Below are 13916 nucleotides of genomic sequence, written 5' to 3'. Positions count from 1 at the left end.
ACGCTCCACCCGCAGATGACCCGCCGCCTGATCCATCGACCTACCCGACCGCTGCCGCACCTCACGCAGGAACAAACCCAGCCGCTTCTTCAACCTCGTCGGAGTCGCCACACCCGCAGCCTACGACGCGTGCGTCCAACGCACACTTACCCATATGGGTTATCGACATCCGTACGTACGAGTTTTAGTGTGCACATGTCGGCGGGGTCGTGCCCTTGAGGCAGGGTCATCGCGTGGTGGTGAAGTTCCCGAGGCCCCGCCGACCCAGCGACCGGAACACATGTCGACCCCGGAGGGGATGAGGCCCATGGGTCAGGTGCCAACGACCTGCCTGTTCTCAGCGGCGTCCCTCTCGGCATGTATGTCCCGGCCGGCCGTTCCCACCTCCCCAAGGGGAACGGCGTTCCTGCGGGTGATCGCGACCTGTGGCGCCACGTCAGCGGCGGCCCGGCACGCACCCGCGCTGGTACGGCGGCGGGGCCGGATGTGCCCCCGAACTCCCGGCCCCGCCGCCCCTACCGCACGAGGTGATCTCCATGGATTCGCACCAACGCCGGGTCCGCTGCTGCGGCGACTGCCTGGCGGGCGACCACGACCTGGACCGCGACAGCTGGCGGACGGACTTCCTGCGACTCGTGCGCGAGCACTGCGCGTGCGCGGACTGCGACTGCACCTTCGCGAAGGTGCTGATCGAGGAGCCACGCTTCGACCAGCGGCACTACCAGCCGGGCACTGGCCGGAAGCGGCTAATCGGCGCCCGCCGTGTCGCGTAGGCGGCGGGCCGACCCCGGTGGCCTCGTGATGCGCCCGGCTGACGGATCGCACGGAGCCGGCCCGCGGCAGGCCCTGCGGCGAGTCCGGTACGGGCACGTCACCGTGCACGCGGGCGAAACGCTCCTCGACGGCGGTGCGGCGTTTCCGCACGAGCTCGTGCCTTTCCTGCGCGAGTTGTTCGCGCACGGGCAGGTCCGGCTCGGGGCACAGCAGGGCGGCGATCCGCAGGTGGTGATGACCACCGCTGGGGAGGAGTTGCTCGCCGACCTCGAGACGCGACTCGACGACCGGCCGATTCGTGGTGAGCACCACCGACGTGCGGGCCAAGGGTGGCCGACGGACGGTCTCGCGCCGCCGCCACCTTCGCGGAGCGGACGCCTGTCCGCGTTGACGGAGGCGGAGGTCGTCGCTCGATGGCCGTTCCTGGCGCCGATCGTCGTACTGCCCGGTCCGTCATGGCGATTCTGGTGGATGGCGCCCGACTCCCTCGCGTGCCAGCGCATCCATGACGCGTACGCCGAATCGTTGTGGATCATCGACGAGAACAACGTCGGCCTGAACCGCAGCCCGATACGCGGCGGTTCCGCACGCGTCGTGTCCCCCTCGGACTTCGCGGGGACCGTCAACGAAGTCCTCGCCGTGCTCCAACAGCCCGTGCGATGGGAGGACGAGCAGTGACCGGACACCACCACCTGCCGCATCGCGGCGGGAACCCGCGACGCACCTCTCCCGGGTGGCGGCACACCGCATGAGCCGGCACGCACGGACCGAACCGATCATCGACGACACCCGGCTGATCGTCAGCCTGACGTCGCACTGCTTCTCGCGGTTGGTGACACCGGCGACCGGCCTTCCGCGCCTGGTGATCGACTACGGCGGAGCCGCCCTCGTGCTGGCCGTCGCGGACCCCGTCGACGCCGAGGCCTTCGCGTTCGGACTCGCACACGACACGCTCGGCTTCGGCGACCACTGCCGCCGACTGATGAACGCACCCATCACCAGGACAACGGCCGAACGCAGCCAGGGGCATCGGTGAGCGTGGTGTCCCAGCGAAGGAGTGACATGGACGAGATCCTGACCTCGACACTGAGTGAAGCTGTCTACGGGCGGCTGGACTACGTGGACGATCTGGTCAACGACGCCGACGCGGAGTCCCTCCGCGCCCTCGCCGCGACCGAGATGGCCCGGCTGACGGAAACCGTGCGGGCGATGCTGATCCAGCACGAGCCGGACAGCCGTGGCCACTGCCCCCAATGCTCGGGATGGTTACGGCACCGGCGGCATCCGTGCCCGATCTGGACCGTCGCGCATCAACGCATGCTCGGCCGCTAGGGGGAGTTAAGGGTTACAGGGGGTTGCCGGGGGTCCTTACGGTGCGGGGGAGGACTCCACACGGCGGTCAGTCGTGAATCGGCTGCCTTGCGTGGGCTCATACTGGAGGAGATCGACGTTATGTCCACCGAACTGAGTTACTCCCCTGGATTACCGATCGGCGTGGCTTCCGAAGGGTCCGCCGCCGCGCTGGTGTTCTCCTATCTGAACCGGGCCGCGAAACTGCTCGGGACCGGATACGCGTCGGCTTCGGATATCGATACCGCTATGCGGTTGGGATGCGGGCTGCCCTCCGGGCCGTTCGCGATGATCGACATGATCGGGGCGGACGTCGTGCGCGGTGTGCTGGCGCGCATGCACGACGCCACCGGTGACCCGTCTTTCGCGCCCGCGCCGTTGTTCGCGGGTGTCGGCCAGCCCGCTTCCTGCGCGCGGGCCACGGAGCCGGTCGCGGCGCGGCGGATCGACCGGGCCGGGGTGGTCGGCACCGGGACCATGGCGCGCGGGATCGCCGAGGTGGCGGTGACCTCAGGGCTGCCGGTGGTGCTGGTCGGCCGGGACCACGCGCGGGCCGAGCGGGCCGTGGCGTCGATCGCGGCGTCGATGGAGCGGTCGGTCGGCAAGGGGCGGATGACCGAGACGGAACGGGACCGGGCGCTGGGCCTGCTGACACCGGCCGGGGAGCGCGGCGTGCTGGCCGGTGCCGACCTGGTCGTGGAGGCGGTGGTCGAGGACCTGGCGGTCAAGCGGGAACTGTTCGCCGACCTCGGGCGGATCTGCGCGCCCGGCGCGGTACTGGCGACGACCACGTCGAGTCTGCCGGTCGCCGAGTGCGCGGCTGCTTCGGGCAGGCCGAGGGAGGTGGTGGGACTGCACTTCTTCAATCCGGCGCCCGCGATGCGGCTGGTCGAGGTGGTACGGACCGGCACGACCTCGGCCGACGTCGTCGCCACGGCGCTGGCGCTCTGCACGCGCATGGACAAGACCGGTGTCGAGTGCGGTGACCGGACCGGGTTCATCGTCAACTACCTGCTGTTCGCCTACCTGAACCGGGCCGTCGCACTGCTCGGCGACGGCGCCGATGCCGATCCCGAGGCCGTCGACACCGCGGTCACGACCGAGTTCGGCTATCCGCTCGGCCCGTTCGCCCTGCTCGACGTGATCGGCCTCGACGTGTCGCTCGCCATCCTGCGTGAGCTGCACCGTGCCTTTCCCGAACCGGACTTCCTGCCCGCGCGGCAGCTGGACGAGCTGGTGGCCGCGGGCAGGCTCGGCAGGAAGACGGGCGGCGGGTTCCGCTGACCACTTCTCCCCCGTCCCCCGCTCCTGCCCGGCTGCCGTGCGGCAGCCGGGCTGGTCAACGGGGCCAGGGCGCCGCGCTACGCGATGTCGACCGCCAGCGTGCCGGTGAACGCGCCGACCGGGCTCGGGATCGAGTAGGTGATCGTGGCGGTCTGGCCGCTGTGGAACGGACCGCCGGTCCAGGTGCCGGTGCGGTTACCGAGGACACCCGCCTTCATCGTGATCGCGCCGGAACCGTAGCCGTCGCTCTGGACAGTGCCGTTGAAGGTGGCGCCGAACTGGCCCAGGAAGGTGTCGATGGTGCAGTTGCCGGACACCGTGCTACCGGACGTGCTCGCGGTGCAGAACGACGCGGCCGCAGACACGTCGTCGTGTGCCGGGGCCGCGGCGGCGGCCGCCGGTGCGACGACCGCGATCAGGCCTGCCGCGGTGGTGGCGACAACTGCGGACAGGACGCGGGAAACGGACTTCACGATTTCCTCCGATTTATTGGGAATCAATCACGTACTCACGATGTTGGCAGAAATAAAGCAATCGTGGAAACGCTCAGAACAACGAAGAGACATTCGTCTCATAGTGGTCGGCAGGGGTTAGTCATGGGCCGGTCCGGTGGACCACAGGGGTTATCGGGCACCACGCCCCGGAAATACGGATAGGAGTTGACCGGCGATGGCACCGGCACACATCATCGGCTGCGTCCGCGTTATTCCTCCATTGGGGACGGCATGAGCGAGCATTTCGATTTCGGGGCCCCCGCACTGAGGGCCGACCGGTTCGCCTACTACCGGCGGTTCCGGGAGACCGACCCGGTCCACCAGACCCCGCACGGCTACTGGATGCTGTTCCGCTACGCGGACGCCGAGGCCCTCCTCAAGTCGCCAGCCGCGTCCAGCGACTTCCCGGCCAACCCCAACTGGGCGCTGGCGCGGGGCGGGCCGACGAGCCCGGTGGTGCGGGCGGCGAGCAAGTGGCTGCTGATGCAGGACGGGGCCGCGCACAAGCGGCTGCGGCGGGTGATCGGGAAGTTGTTCACCCCCAAGGTGATCGAGCGGATGCGGACCCGGGTACCGGAGATCGTCGACCGGCTGCTGGCCGGGGTCGACGACACCCGCGAGGTGGACCTGATGTCCGCGCTGGCGTTCCCGGTGCCCATCGCGGTGGTCAGCGAGCTGATCGGCGTGCCGGAGCCCGACCGCGAGACGCTGCGGGTGTGGAGCGAGTCGATGGGGCACGTCATCGACCGCACAGTGACCCCGCGCCGCCTCATCGCGATGAACAAGGCCGAACCCAGGATCCGCGCCTACACGGCGGGAATGCTGAAGGACGTCGGAGCAGAGGACAACCTGGTGTCGCTGATGGCCCGCTCGGACGCCGCGTTCACCGAGGAGGAGATCGCGGCCAACGTCGGTCTGGTCTACAACGCGGGCCACGAGACGACCGCCAACCTCATCGGCAACGGCATGCTCGCCCTGCTGCGTGATCCCGACGCGCTGACCGCGCTGCGCGAGGACCCGTCGCTGATGAACACCGCGGTCGAGGAGCTGTCCAGGTTCGACCCGTCGGCACGGTTCGCCTGCCGGGTCCTCACCGACGACGTCGAGATCGGCGGCAAGGAGATCCCGGCGGGCGAGGCGGTGTTCGTCGCGTTCGACGCCGTCGGCCGCGACCCGGAACGCTATGCCGACCCCGACCGCCTCGACCTCGGCCGCACCGGGGTGCGGTCCCTGGCGTTCAGCGCCGGGCCGCACCACTGCATCGGCAAGATGCTGGCCCAGGTCGAGGCGGGCGGGGTGTTCGGCACGATGCTGGCGCGCTACCCCAAGATCGAGCAGGCGGTGGACGAGCCGCGTTACCGTGAGCACTTCAACCTCCGCATGCTCGAGGAGCTACCACTACGCCTGTCCCGGTGACCGCACACCACGGAAAGGGGCGACTCAGCCGACAGCGGCCACTCCCCGGTGCGCGGCGATGCACCGCTCGACCGCGTCCGCGGCCACGGCGGGCCCGCCAGCCTGCCGGATCTCCTCCCGCATCCGCCGGACACGGTTGCCGGTAAGCGGATCGGCCGCGACACCGCCGACCGCGGCCAGCAAGCGCTGCGGAGTGAGCGCCTCCTGACGCACCACACGGCCGAGCCCAAGCTCCGCGACCCGGTGCGCGTTGACCTTGTGCTCCGGTGAGGACGGCACCAGCACCAGCGGCACCCCCTTGTGCAACCCACCCATGATGCTGCCGAGACCGGCATGCGAGACGAACACGGCGGCGTGCTCCAGCACCGACAGATGCGGAATCCAGGAGTGTGCCTCGATATTGGCGGGCAGGGGCGAGAGGTCGGCCGGGTCGACCGCGTTGTGCACCGCCAGGACGACGTGCCACGGGGTGTCGGCGAAGGTGTCCACGCACATCCGGAAGAAGTCCGGCTGCTGGTTCACGCTGGTACCCAACGAGATCAGCACGACCGGCCCCGCGCCATCCGGCGGCCGCCACGGCGCCTCGGCGCGCTCGGTGTGGTCGAGGCACGGCCCCATGAAGGTGAACCGGTCGTCGAACGAGCCCCCGGCGGGCTGGAACCGGCGGGGATGGAAGACCAGGTTCAGATCGTCGACCTGGCCCATGATGTCCTCGACGGTGCGGTCGGACTGGCCGTGGTCGGCCAGGACCCCGTTGAGCCGCGCGAAGAACGCGCGCAGCGCGGGGTGGCCCCAGCTGCCCTTGTCCGCCATCGTGGCGAGCATCGCGTCGAGGAACGAGAAGTGCTTGTTCGACGCCAGGCACGGGAAGCACTCCGCTGCTGGCACGTCCCACTTGCGGGCCAGGATGCGGCCGGCGTGGTAGACGGTCATGTCGAAGGCGATCAGGTCCGGCCGGTCGCCGGCCAGCACCGGTTCGGCCGCGGCCAGGATGTCGACGGCCTCCTGCAGGTAGATGCCGGGCATCCGCGAGGTCGCGTCGGCGTCGACCACCTGGGACAGGTCGACGTGCACGAGTCGCGAGTCGTAGCCGACCACGCGGGCGCCGGTCGCGGCGACCGTGTCGACGAGCCGGTCACCGGTCACGTAGGTGACACGGTGGCCGCGGGCGACCAGTTCCGAGATCACCCCGAGCGTCGGGATGACGTGGCCGTAGCCGGAGTTGTTGAGGAACGCGATGTGGCTCACCTGGCACCCGCCGTCTCCACCAGCGCGCCGGTGAGGGCGGCGACGGTGCTGATCACGCCGTCGCGCACGGACATCCTCGGCCGCCAGCCGGTGACGGCGTGGAAACGGGCCGGGTCGATGTCGACGTCGACCCGGTCGGTGCACAGCGAGTTGGCAGGCGGCGGCACGCAGGTCACCGCGACCGAGGGCTGCTCGGTGAGGTCGGCGACGACCTGGGCGATCTCGGCGAACACCTTGCCGAGCGGGGCACCTCGGCCGGTGCCGACGGGCCAGTACGTGCCGGTGAGCGCGTCCAGGTGGTCCAGTGTGGCCATGAAGGCGGCGGTGACGTCGTCGACGTGCACGAGATCGCGGCGGACGGTGCCGTCGTTCCACAGGGTGAGCGCGTCGCCGTCGAGTGCCCTGCGGGCCATGGTCTCCACGATGTTGGGGCGGGTGCCCGGTTCGTAGCCGAAGACCGGCGGCAGGCGCAGGGTCACCGCGCGCAGCGCGCCATCGAGGGTGGCCAGCTCCAGCGCCCGCTCCGCGGTGAGCTTCTGTGTGCAGTAGGCACTGCGCGGGACGGCGGGCACCCGGTCGATGTGGTCGTCGCCGTTGAGGCCGGTGCCCGCGAACACCACGAACGGGTTGCGGCGGGTCGCGCGGCAGACGGACACGAGGTCCCGGACCAGGCCGACGTTGACGCGTTCGCCGACGGTGGCCTCGTCCTCGGCCCGCCAGGAGTGGGCGACGAGGTGGATGACGACCTCGGCGTCCCCGACCGCGGCCGCCAGCGCGCCCGGCTCGGTGAGGTCGGCGCTGCGGATCTCGACGTCGGCGACCGGGTCGTACGGGACCGGCGGCGGCCTGCGCGACACCAGCCGCAGCCGGACCGGCCGCCGCGCCAGTGCCCGGCCGACGGCGGTGCCGATGAAACCGGAGGCACCGAGGACGACGACGCGGGTGCGGGTCTCAGTTGTGTGGTTCATGACTCCCCCTCGCAGGCTCCGGGGAGCCGCTCGCGGTCGCCCTGTGTCTGACGCTCTGCTTGATGCTCTGCTTGATGCTCTGCTTGATGCTCTGCTTGATGGTTCGCTCCGCAAGCTCCGCTCACGGCTCCGCAAGCTCCGCTCATGACTCCCCCTCGCAGGCTCCGGGGAGCCGCTCGCGGTCGCCCTGTGTTCGACGATTCGCTCCGCAAGCTCCGCTCATGTTGTCCTCCCGCGCGCGGTCGCCCGCGACCTTCAGATAGCCCTCGACGGCGTCGGCGCCGTGCGCGCCGCCACCGGCTCGCCGGATCGCGGCGCTCATGTCCCCGACGCGGGCGCGGACACCCTGGTCGGCGTGTAGTTCCTCCACCGAGGCACGCAGTCCTGCCGCGGTGATCTCCTGCTGGGCGAGCACGCGGCCGAGCCCGAGTTCGGCGACCCGGTCCCCGTTCACCATCTGCTCGCCGGAGTTGGGCACCACGACGACCGGGGTGGCTTCGGCGAACGCGGCCATCAACGTGCCGAGCCCGCCGTGGCAGATCAGGACGTCGGTGTGCGCCAGCACCGCCAGCTGCGGCAGCCAGCCGTGCACCTCGACGTTGGGCGGCAGCTCGCCGACCGCGTCGAGATCGAGTCCCTTGTGCGCGTGCAGGACGACCTGCCAGTCGCTGTCGCGGAACGCGTCGACGCAGGCGCGGTAGAAGCCCGGGTTGCGGAACACGCTGGTGCCGAGCGACACCATGAGCACCCGGCGCCCGTCGGCGGGCGGTCGCCACCCGCCGGGGTCGGTGCCGATGGTGAGGTTGGGCCCGACGAAGGTGTACCGGTCGTCGAAGGTCTCCCCCGAGAACTGGAACTCCCTCGGGTAGAAGGCGACGTAGAGCCCTTCCTCCGCGCGGTAGAACTCGTCCAGCGAGCGGTGGCTCTGCCCGTGCTCGGCCAGCAGCGACATCAGGCCGCGCATCGCCCGCGCGACGTGGGGACGGCGCCGTGGCAGCGCGCCGCGCTTGGCGTCGACCCGCTCCTGGAACGAGAAGTGCTCGTTGGACAGCTGGACGGTGCAGAACGCCGCGGTCGGCACGCCCCACTTGGTGCCGAGGATCCGGCCGACGGCGAACCGGGTGGCGTCGAAGACCAGCAGATCCGGACGGCCCTGCAGCTCGGCGTACTCCTCGACGGCCGCGATGAACCGCCGGTCCTCCTCGACACCGAGGACCATGAGGCGGTCCAGTTCCGTCACGGTGTCCATGACGGTGAGGTCGACCGTGGCGAGCACGGAGTCGATCGGGACGATGTGCGCGCCGGTCGGGGCCAGCGTCGCGGCCGCGAGCGGCACGGTCACACACGTGACCCGGTGTCCCCGCGCGACCAGCTCGGCGATGGTGTCCAGGGTCGGGATCGCGTGCCCGACGCCAACGCACCCCGCGATGACGATGTGGCTCACGATTCCCCCTCGCAGGCTCCGGGGAGCCGCTCGCGGTCGCCCTGTGCCTGACGCTCTGCTTGATGCTCTGCTTGATGCTCTGCTTGATGCTCTGCTTGATGCTCTGCTTGATGGTTCGCTCCGCAAGCTCCGCTCACGGCTCCGCAAGCTCCGCTCACGGCTCCGCAAGCTCCGCTCATGTTGTCCTCCCGCGCGCGGTCGCCCGCGACCTTCAGATAGCCCTCGACGGCGTCGGCGCCGTGCGCGCCGCCGCCCGCGTCCCGGATGTCGGCGCGCATCGCCTCGGCGGCCTCGCGCACCGACGGATCGGTCACCGTCTCCAGAACGGCGGCGCGCAGCCGTTGCGCGGTCAGCCGCGACTCGGGAACCGACCGCCCGAGTCCCAGTTCCTCGACCCGGGTGGCGTTGACGTGGCGCTCCGGCCCGTCAGCGACCACGACCACCGGGACACCGTTGGCGAGCGCGGTCATGATGCTGCCAAGCCCGCCGTGGCAGACGAAGCCCGCTGCGTGTGCGAGCACCTCGGTGAGCGGCAGCCAGCGGCGGGTCTCCACGTTGGCGGGCAACGGCCCGTCCAGTCCGTCGGGGACGACCATGAGTACCCGGTACGGCAGCTCCGCCAGCGCCTCGGCGCAGGTGCGGAAGAAGCCGGGCTTGCGGTGGACGCTGGTGCCGAGCGAGACCACCAGTAGCGGACGGTCGCCGGGCGGCGGGGTCCACGGGTCGGCGGCCGGGACACCGAGGTGCGGGCCGACGAACACATGTGCCTCGCCGAAGGTGTCGCCCGCGTACTGGAAGGACCTCGGGTAGAAGCCGAGATGCAGGCCCTCCTGGCGGCTGACGAACTCCTCGATGGTCTGGTCGCCCTGCCCGTGTGCGGCCAGCAGCCGCAGCAGCCGGGTGCCGAACTCGCGCAGGGCGGGGTGGTTCCTCGGCAGTGCCGCGCCGGTGACCTCGACGAACTTGTCCAGCAACGAGAAGTGCTCGTTGGAGGACAACGTCGCGCAGAGGGCCGCGGCGGGCACGTCCCACGCGCGGGCCAGGATCCGGCCAGCGTGGTAGACGGTGGTGTCGTAGGCGACCAGGTCCGGGTGGCCGCCCGTGCCGAACCGGGCGGTGACGGCACGCAGGATCGCCTCACTTTCCCGCACCTGCAACGGAAGCAGCCGATGCGACTCGCCTTCGGTGTCCACTGCGGCCAGGTCGATCCCGGCCAGGACGGACTCGAACTCCAGTACCTCCGCCCCGGCGGCGGCCACGAGCCCGGCCGCCGCGCCGGTGGCGGTGTAGGTGACGCGGTGTCCCCGGCGAACCAGTTCGGCGACCGTGTCGACGGTGGGCAGGACGTGGCCGAGCCCCGGGTTGTTGACGACGACGATGTGACTGCTCACGTGCACTGCCCTCCTCGCCTCATGCGAACCGCTTGCCCTCGTCGTTGCGGTAGGCGCGGTAGGCCCAGGCCGCGAAGACCACGGTCCACACCACGAACGACACCATCGAGATCACGTGCACCGAGTAGCCGCCGACCGCGGACCACACCAGCTCGGCAGGGCCCCTGGTCGGCAGGAACTGGGTGAGCGTGGCCAGCAGGCCCTCGGTCTCGTTCGGGTTGGTGAAGTAGCCGCCGACGAACGCGAGCAGGATCGGGACAAGGGAGGTCACCGGGCCGATCGCCATCGGGGTCACGGAGTAGCCGACCGCGGTCATGAACAGTCCGAAGGGGATGACCGAGAGCAGCAGCGCGGCGAAGCCGAGCACCAGGCCGTCGACGGACACGCTCGCCGAGGTGGTGACGCCCGCGAGCACGATCAGCGGGGCGCAGGAGAACAGCACGAGCACCGTGCTGAACACCAGCATGCTCACGATCCTGGGCAGCGGGCCGCCCGGCAGTGTCCGCACGTAGGTGCCCCATGGCTGGGTGCGGCCGATGGAGATGTCCATGGCGTACTGCGCCGCGCAGATCGTCAGCACGGCGAACAGGCACATCGACGCGGTGGACATGGTGGCCGCCACCGGGTCGTCGCCGACGGCGGGGATGACGAACAGGACCATGCCGACGCTGGGCATGAACAGCAGCGCGACGTACATCATCGGGATGCGCATCGCTTGCAGGAGCTGGAACCTGGAGTAGACGACGATCGAGTTCATGGTGACGGACTCCGTGTCGGGGTGGTCAGAGGGCGGGGGTCTTGGCGGTCAGTGCGAGGAAGGCGTCCTCCAGCGAGCCCGCGTGGATCTCCAGGCCGCTGAAGGGGATGCCGGTGTGCACGAGGTCGCGCACCAGCTGGTCGGCGTCGTGGGTGACCAGGTGGGTGCGGTCCCCCGCGTGCTCGACGCCCTCGACGCCGGGCAGCGGCGGCACCTCGGGGATGGACACGCTGACGCGTTGCAGGCCGGTGAGCCTGCGGAGGCTGTCGACGCTGTCGTCGGCGACGACCCGGCCGCGGTCGATGATCACGACGCGCTCGGCGAGCTGCTCGACCTCGTCCAGGTAGTGGCTGGTGAGCACGACGGTGCCGCCACCGGCGTTGAACTCGCGGATGGCCGCCCACAGCGTGTGCCTGCCCTCGACGTCGAGGCCGGTGGTCGGCTCGTCGAGGAACACCAGTTTGGGCCTGCCGACGAAGGCCAGCGCGACGGCGAGCCTGCGCATCTGGCCGCCGGAGAGGCCGCCAGTCTGCCTGCGGACGACCTCGCTCAGCGCGAAGCGGTCGAGCAATTCGTCCGTGCTGATCGGGTCCGGGAAGTGCGAGGCGACGAAGTCGACCGCCTCGCCGACGCGGACCGTCAGCGGCATGCCGGTCTCCTGTGGGGTGACGCCCATGGACCTGCGTGCCGCGACGTCGCGGGGGTCGTGGCCGAACAGCTCGACCTTGCCCTTGGTCGGACGGCGCAGCCCGACGAACATGTTGACAAGGGTGGACTTGCCCGCCCCGTTGGGGCCGAGCATGCCGAGCACCTGCCCGGCGGGGATCTCGATGCTCACGTCGTCGACGGCGGTCACGTCGCCGTAGCGGCGGGTGACTCCGACTGCGCGGGCCAGGACCTCATTCATCGCGGTGTTTCCTTTCCTTGACGGGTTTCGGGGCTTGGCCCGGGTCACAGGGTCTTGCGGATCCAGGAGTCGATGGCCAGCGCGGTGGCCGGGGCGTGCTCGCCAACCATCGAGAAGTGGTTGCCAGCGACGTCCACCACGGACTCGGCACCGGCCCAGGAGCTCTGCCAGTCCTGCCCTTCCGGCACGGGGCCGAGCGGCTCGCTCGCGCGGACCAGCAGCGTCGGGGCCTCGACCGGCGCCGGTTGCCAGAGCCAGAAGATGCGGGCGTACCACGCCATCGCGGTGAGCCGCAGGTCGTCCATGGGCACGTACTCGTCCTCACGGGCGAACGCGCCCTCGGACAGTTCGTTGTCCCAGCCCGACATCGTCGTGTCGCCTGGCAGGTACAGGTCGCCGAGCACGAGCCCGGCGGGGCAGTCGCCATCGGCTTCCAGGCGGCGGGCGAGCGCGTGTGCCACGATCGCGCCCGCCGAGTGTCCGAAGAGGACGAACTTGCGGCCTGCCGCGTAGGTCAGCACGGACTCGGCGAGCCAGTCGAGTGCCACGTCCATGGTGGCGGGCAGCCGCTCGCCCCGGCCGTAGCCGGGCAGTGGGACGGCGGCGACCTCGCGGAGGCCGCGCAGCGGGGCGGCGACCCTGGCGAACTCGTGCGGGCCGCCGATGGCGGTCATGCCACTGCAACCGATGAGCACCGGCTCCTCGGCGCCCGCCGCGAGGCGGGTCGCGCCAGGGGCGGCGCCGACGGCGGCCGCGGTCTCGGCGGCCGGGCGGAACCCGGCGGCGTCACCGAGGAACTCCAGGAACTCGGTGACCTTGCGGTCCCGCACGGCGACCTTGTAGAGGGAGTTGAGCAGGCCGACCGGATCGCGGTCCTCCGGTGAGACGCCGAGTACCCCGGCGGGTCCCTGCGCGCCGCCGCCGACGGTGGCGCGCAGGTGCTCGACGAGCGCGCCGACGGTGGCGTGCTCGAAGATCAGGTTGGCGGGCAGGCGGACGCCGGTGGCCGCGCGCAGCCGGTCGCGGAACTCCAGGGTGGTGAGGGAGTCGAAGCCGAGTTCGAGGAACCCGCTCGCCAGGTCGACCGAGGCGGCGTCGGCGTGGCCGAGCACGGCGGCGGCCTCGGACCGCACCAGTCCGGCCAGGTCGGCGGCCGGGCGTGGCAGCGGTTCCGGTGCCGTCGCGGAGCGTGGGATGGCGTCGAACAGGGGCCGGGGCCGGGTGCCGGTGACGGCGGGGAGGAAGCGGTCCCACTCGATGTCGGCGACGACGCTGTCGGCGGGGGACGCGACGGCCACCGCGAGCGCCGTGATGGCGCGGTCCGGGTCCATGGCGGGCAGGCCGGTGCGGGCGAGGCGGTCGGCGGCGCCACCGGACAGGCCGGCCGGCTCGGCCCACGGGCCCCAGGCGACGGCGGTGGCGGTCCTGCCCCTGGCGCGGCGGTCGGCGGCGATGGCGTCGAGGCCCGCGCACGCGGCGGCGTGGGCGGACTGGCCGGACCCGCCCCAGACGCCAGCGGCCGAGGAGAACAGGACGAACGCCGCCAGCGGGTGGTCGGCGGTCAGCGCGTCGAGGTGGCGGGCGCCGTCGAGTTTGGGGGCGAGCACGGCGGCCAGCCGCTCGTCGGTGAGCGCGTCGAGCCCGGTGCCGTCCGCGACGCCCGCGGCGTGCACGACGGCGGTCAGCGGGCCGACGGCCTCGATCACGGCGGCGAGCGCGGCCCGGTCGGTGACGTCGCAGGCGACGACGGTGACGGTGGCGCCATCGGCACGCAGCCGGTCGGCAAGGTCCGCCGCGCCCGGTGCGCTCGCGCCGCCGCGGCTGACCAGCACGAGATGCCCGGCGCCGTGACCGGCCAGCCAGCCTGCGACGCGGGCGCCGAG

At 71.2% G+C, this 13916-nt stretch carries 14 protein-coding genes; 6 read left to right on the top strand and 8 right to left on the bottom strand.

Translation table 11 applies throughout. The annotated features are described in order from the left end of the window. The first annotated feature begins 536 nt into the window (after positions 1 to 536). The 5 genes from WBA97_RS06880 to WBA97_RS06860 all read left to right on the top strand — a co-directional run bounded on the left by WBA97_RS06880 (position 537) and on the right by WBA97_RS06860 (position 3408). Positions 537 to 773: a hypothetical protein gene (locus WBA97_RS06880; protein ID WP_424229859.1), complete on the top strand. Its 237-nt coding sequence runs from the start codon at positions 537 to 539 to the stop codon at positions 771 to 773. Beyond that, positions 763 to 1452 carry a hypothetical protein gene (locus WBA97_RS06875; protein ID WP_424229858.1) on the top strand — a complete coding sequence of 230 codons (690 nt, stop codon included), beginning with the start codon at positions 763 to 765 and terminating at the stop codon, positions 1450 to 1452. Before WBA97_RS06880 ends, WBA97_RS06875 begins: the two co-directional genes overlap by 11 nt. Before the next feature lie 70 nt (positions 1453 to 1522). Further along, positions 1523 to 1810 (top strand): hypothetical protein, encoded by a 288-nt coding sequence (locus tag WBA97_RS06870; protein WP_424229857.1) that lies wholly within the window; start codon positions 1523 to 1525, stop codon positions 1808 to 1810. Between the two features lie 26 nt (positions 1811 to 1836). After that, positions 1837 to 2106: a hypothetical protein gene (locus tag WBA97_RS06865; RefSeq protein WP_424229856.1), complete on the top strand. Its 270-nt coding sequence runs from the start codon at positions 1837 to 1839 to the stop codon at positions 2104 to 2106. Between the two features lie 162 nt (positions 2107 to 2268). Next, positions 2269 to 3408, top strand: a complete 1140-nt coding sequence (locus WBA97_RS06860; protein WP_424229855.1) for a 3-hydroxyacyl-CoA dehydrogenase NAD-binding domain-containing protein — start codon at positions 2269 to 2271, stop codon at positions 3406 to 3408. 77 nt (positions 3409 to 3485) lie between these two features. Here the strand turns inward: WBA97_RS06860 and WBA97_RS06855 are convergent, their stop codons facing one another. After that, positions 3486 to 3881: a hypothetical protein gene (locus tag WBA97_RS06855; protein WP_424229854.1), complete on the bottom strand. Its 396-nt coding sequence runs from the start codon at positions 3879 to 3881 to the stop codon at positions 3486 to 3488. A gap of 252 nt (positions 3882 to 4133) precedes the next feature. On the opposite strand from WBA97_RS06855, the gene WBA97_RS06850 reads away from it, so the two are divergent. After that, on the top strand, positions 4134 to 5318 hold the full coding sequence (locus tag WBA97_RS06850) for a cytochrome P450 (RefSeq protein WP_424229853.1): 1185 nt from the start codon (positions 4134 to 4136) through the stop codon (positions 5316 to 5318). 24 nt (positions 5319 to 5342) lie between these two features. Here WBA97_RS06850 and WBA97_RS06845 read toward each other — a convergent pair whose 3' ends face one another. From WBA97_RS06845 to WBA97_RS06815, 7 genes are all read right to left on the bottom strand, one after another. Further along, positions 5343 to 6566 (bottom strand): macrolide family glycosyltransferase, encoded by a 1224-nt coding sequence (locus WBA97_RS06845; protein ID WP_424229852.1) that lies wholly within the window; start codon positions 6564 to 6566, stop codon positions 5343 to 5345. Continuing rightward, a complete protein-coding gene (locus tag WBA97_RS06840) occupies positions 6563 to 7534 on the bottom strand; it encodes an NAD-dependent epimerase/dehydratase family protein (RefSeq protein WP_424229851.1) in 972 nt (323 codons plus the stop codon). Before WBA97_RS06840 ends, WBA97_RS06845 begins: the two co-directional genes overlap by 4 nt. 142 nt (positions 7535 to 7676) lie before the next feature. Next, complete coding sequence (locus tag WBA97_RS06835; RefSeq protein WP_424229850.1) at positions 7677 to 8978, bottom strand: macrolide family glycosyltransferase; 1302 nt, start codon at positions 8976 to 8978, stop codon at positions 7677 to 7679. After that, positions 8975 to 10369, bottom strand: a complete 1395-nt coding sequence (locus WBA97_RS06830) for a macrolide family glycosyltransferase (protein ID WP_424229849.1) — start codon at positions 10367 to 10369, stop codon at positions 8975 to 8977. Before WBA97_RS06830 ends, WBA97_RS06835 begins: the two co-directional genes overlap by 4 nt. Positions 10370 to 10388: 19 nt before the next feature. Further along, complete coding sequence (locus WBA97_RS06825) at positions 10389 to 11126, bottom strand: hypothetical protein (RefSeq protein WP_424229848.1); 738 nt, start codon at positions 11124 to 11126, stop codon at positions 10389 to 10391. A gap of 25 nt (positions 11127 to 11151) precedes the next feature. Beyond that, on the bottom strand, positions 11152 to 12033 hold the full coding sequence (locus WBA97_RS06820) for an ABC transporter ATP-binding protein (protein ID WP_424229847.1): 882 nt from the start codon (positions 12031 to 12033) through the stop codon (positions 11152 to 11154). 44 nt (positions 12034 to 12077) lie between these two features. Then, on the bottom strand, positions 12078 to 13916 hold a 1839-nt coding region (locus tag WBA97_RS06815), incomplete at its 5' end, for a type I polyketide synthase (protein ID WP_424229846.1).

The sequence above is a fragment of the Actinophytocola sp. genome (assembly GCF_049647105.1).
GTDB lineage: Bacteria > Actinomycetota > Actinomycetes > Mycobacteriales > Pseudonocardiaceae > Actinophytocola.
The sequence above is the reverse complement of the archived record's forward strand: the minus strand, read 5'-3'. Positions and strand labels throughout refer to the sequence as shown.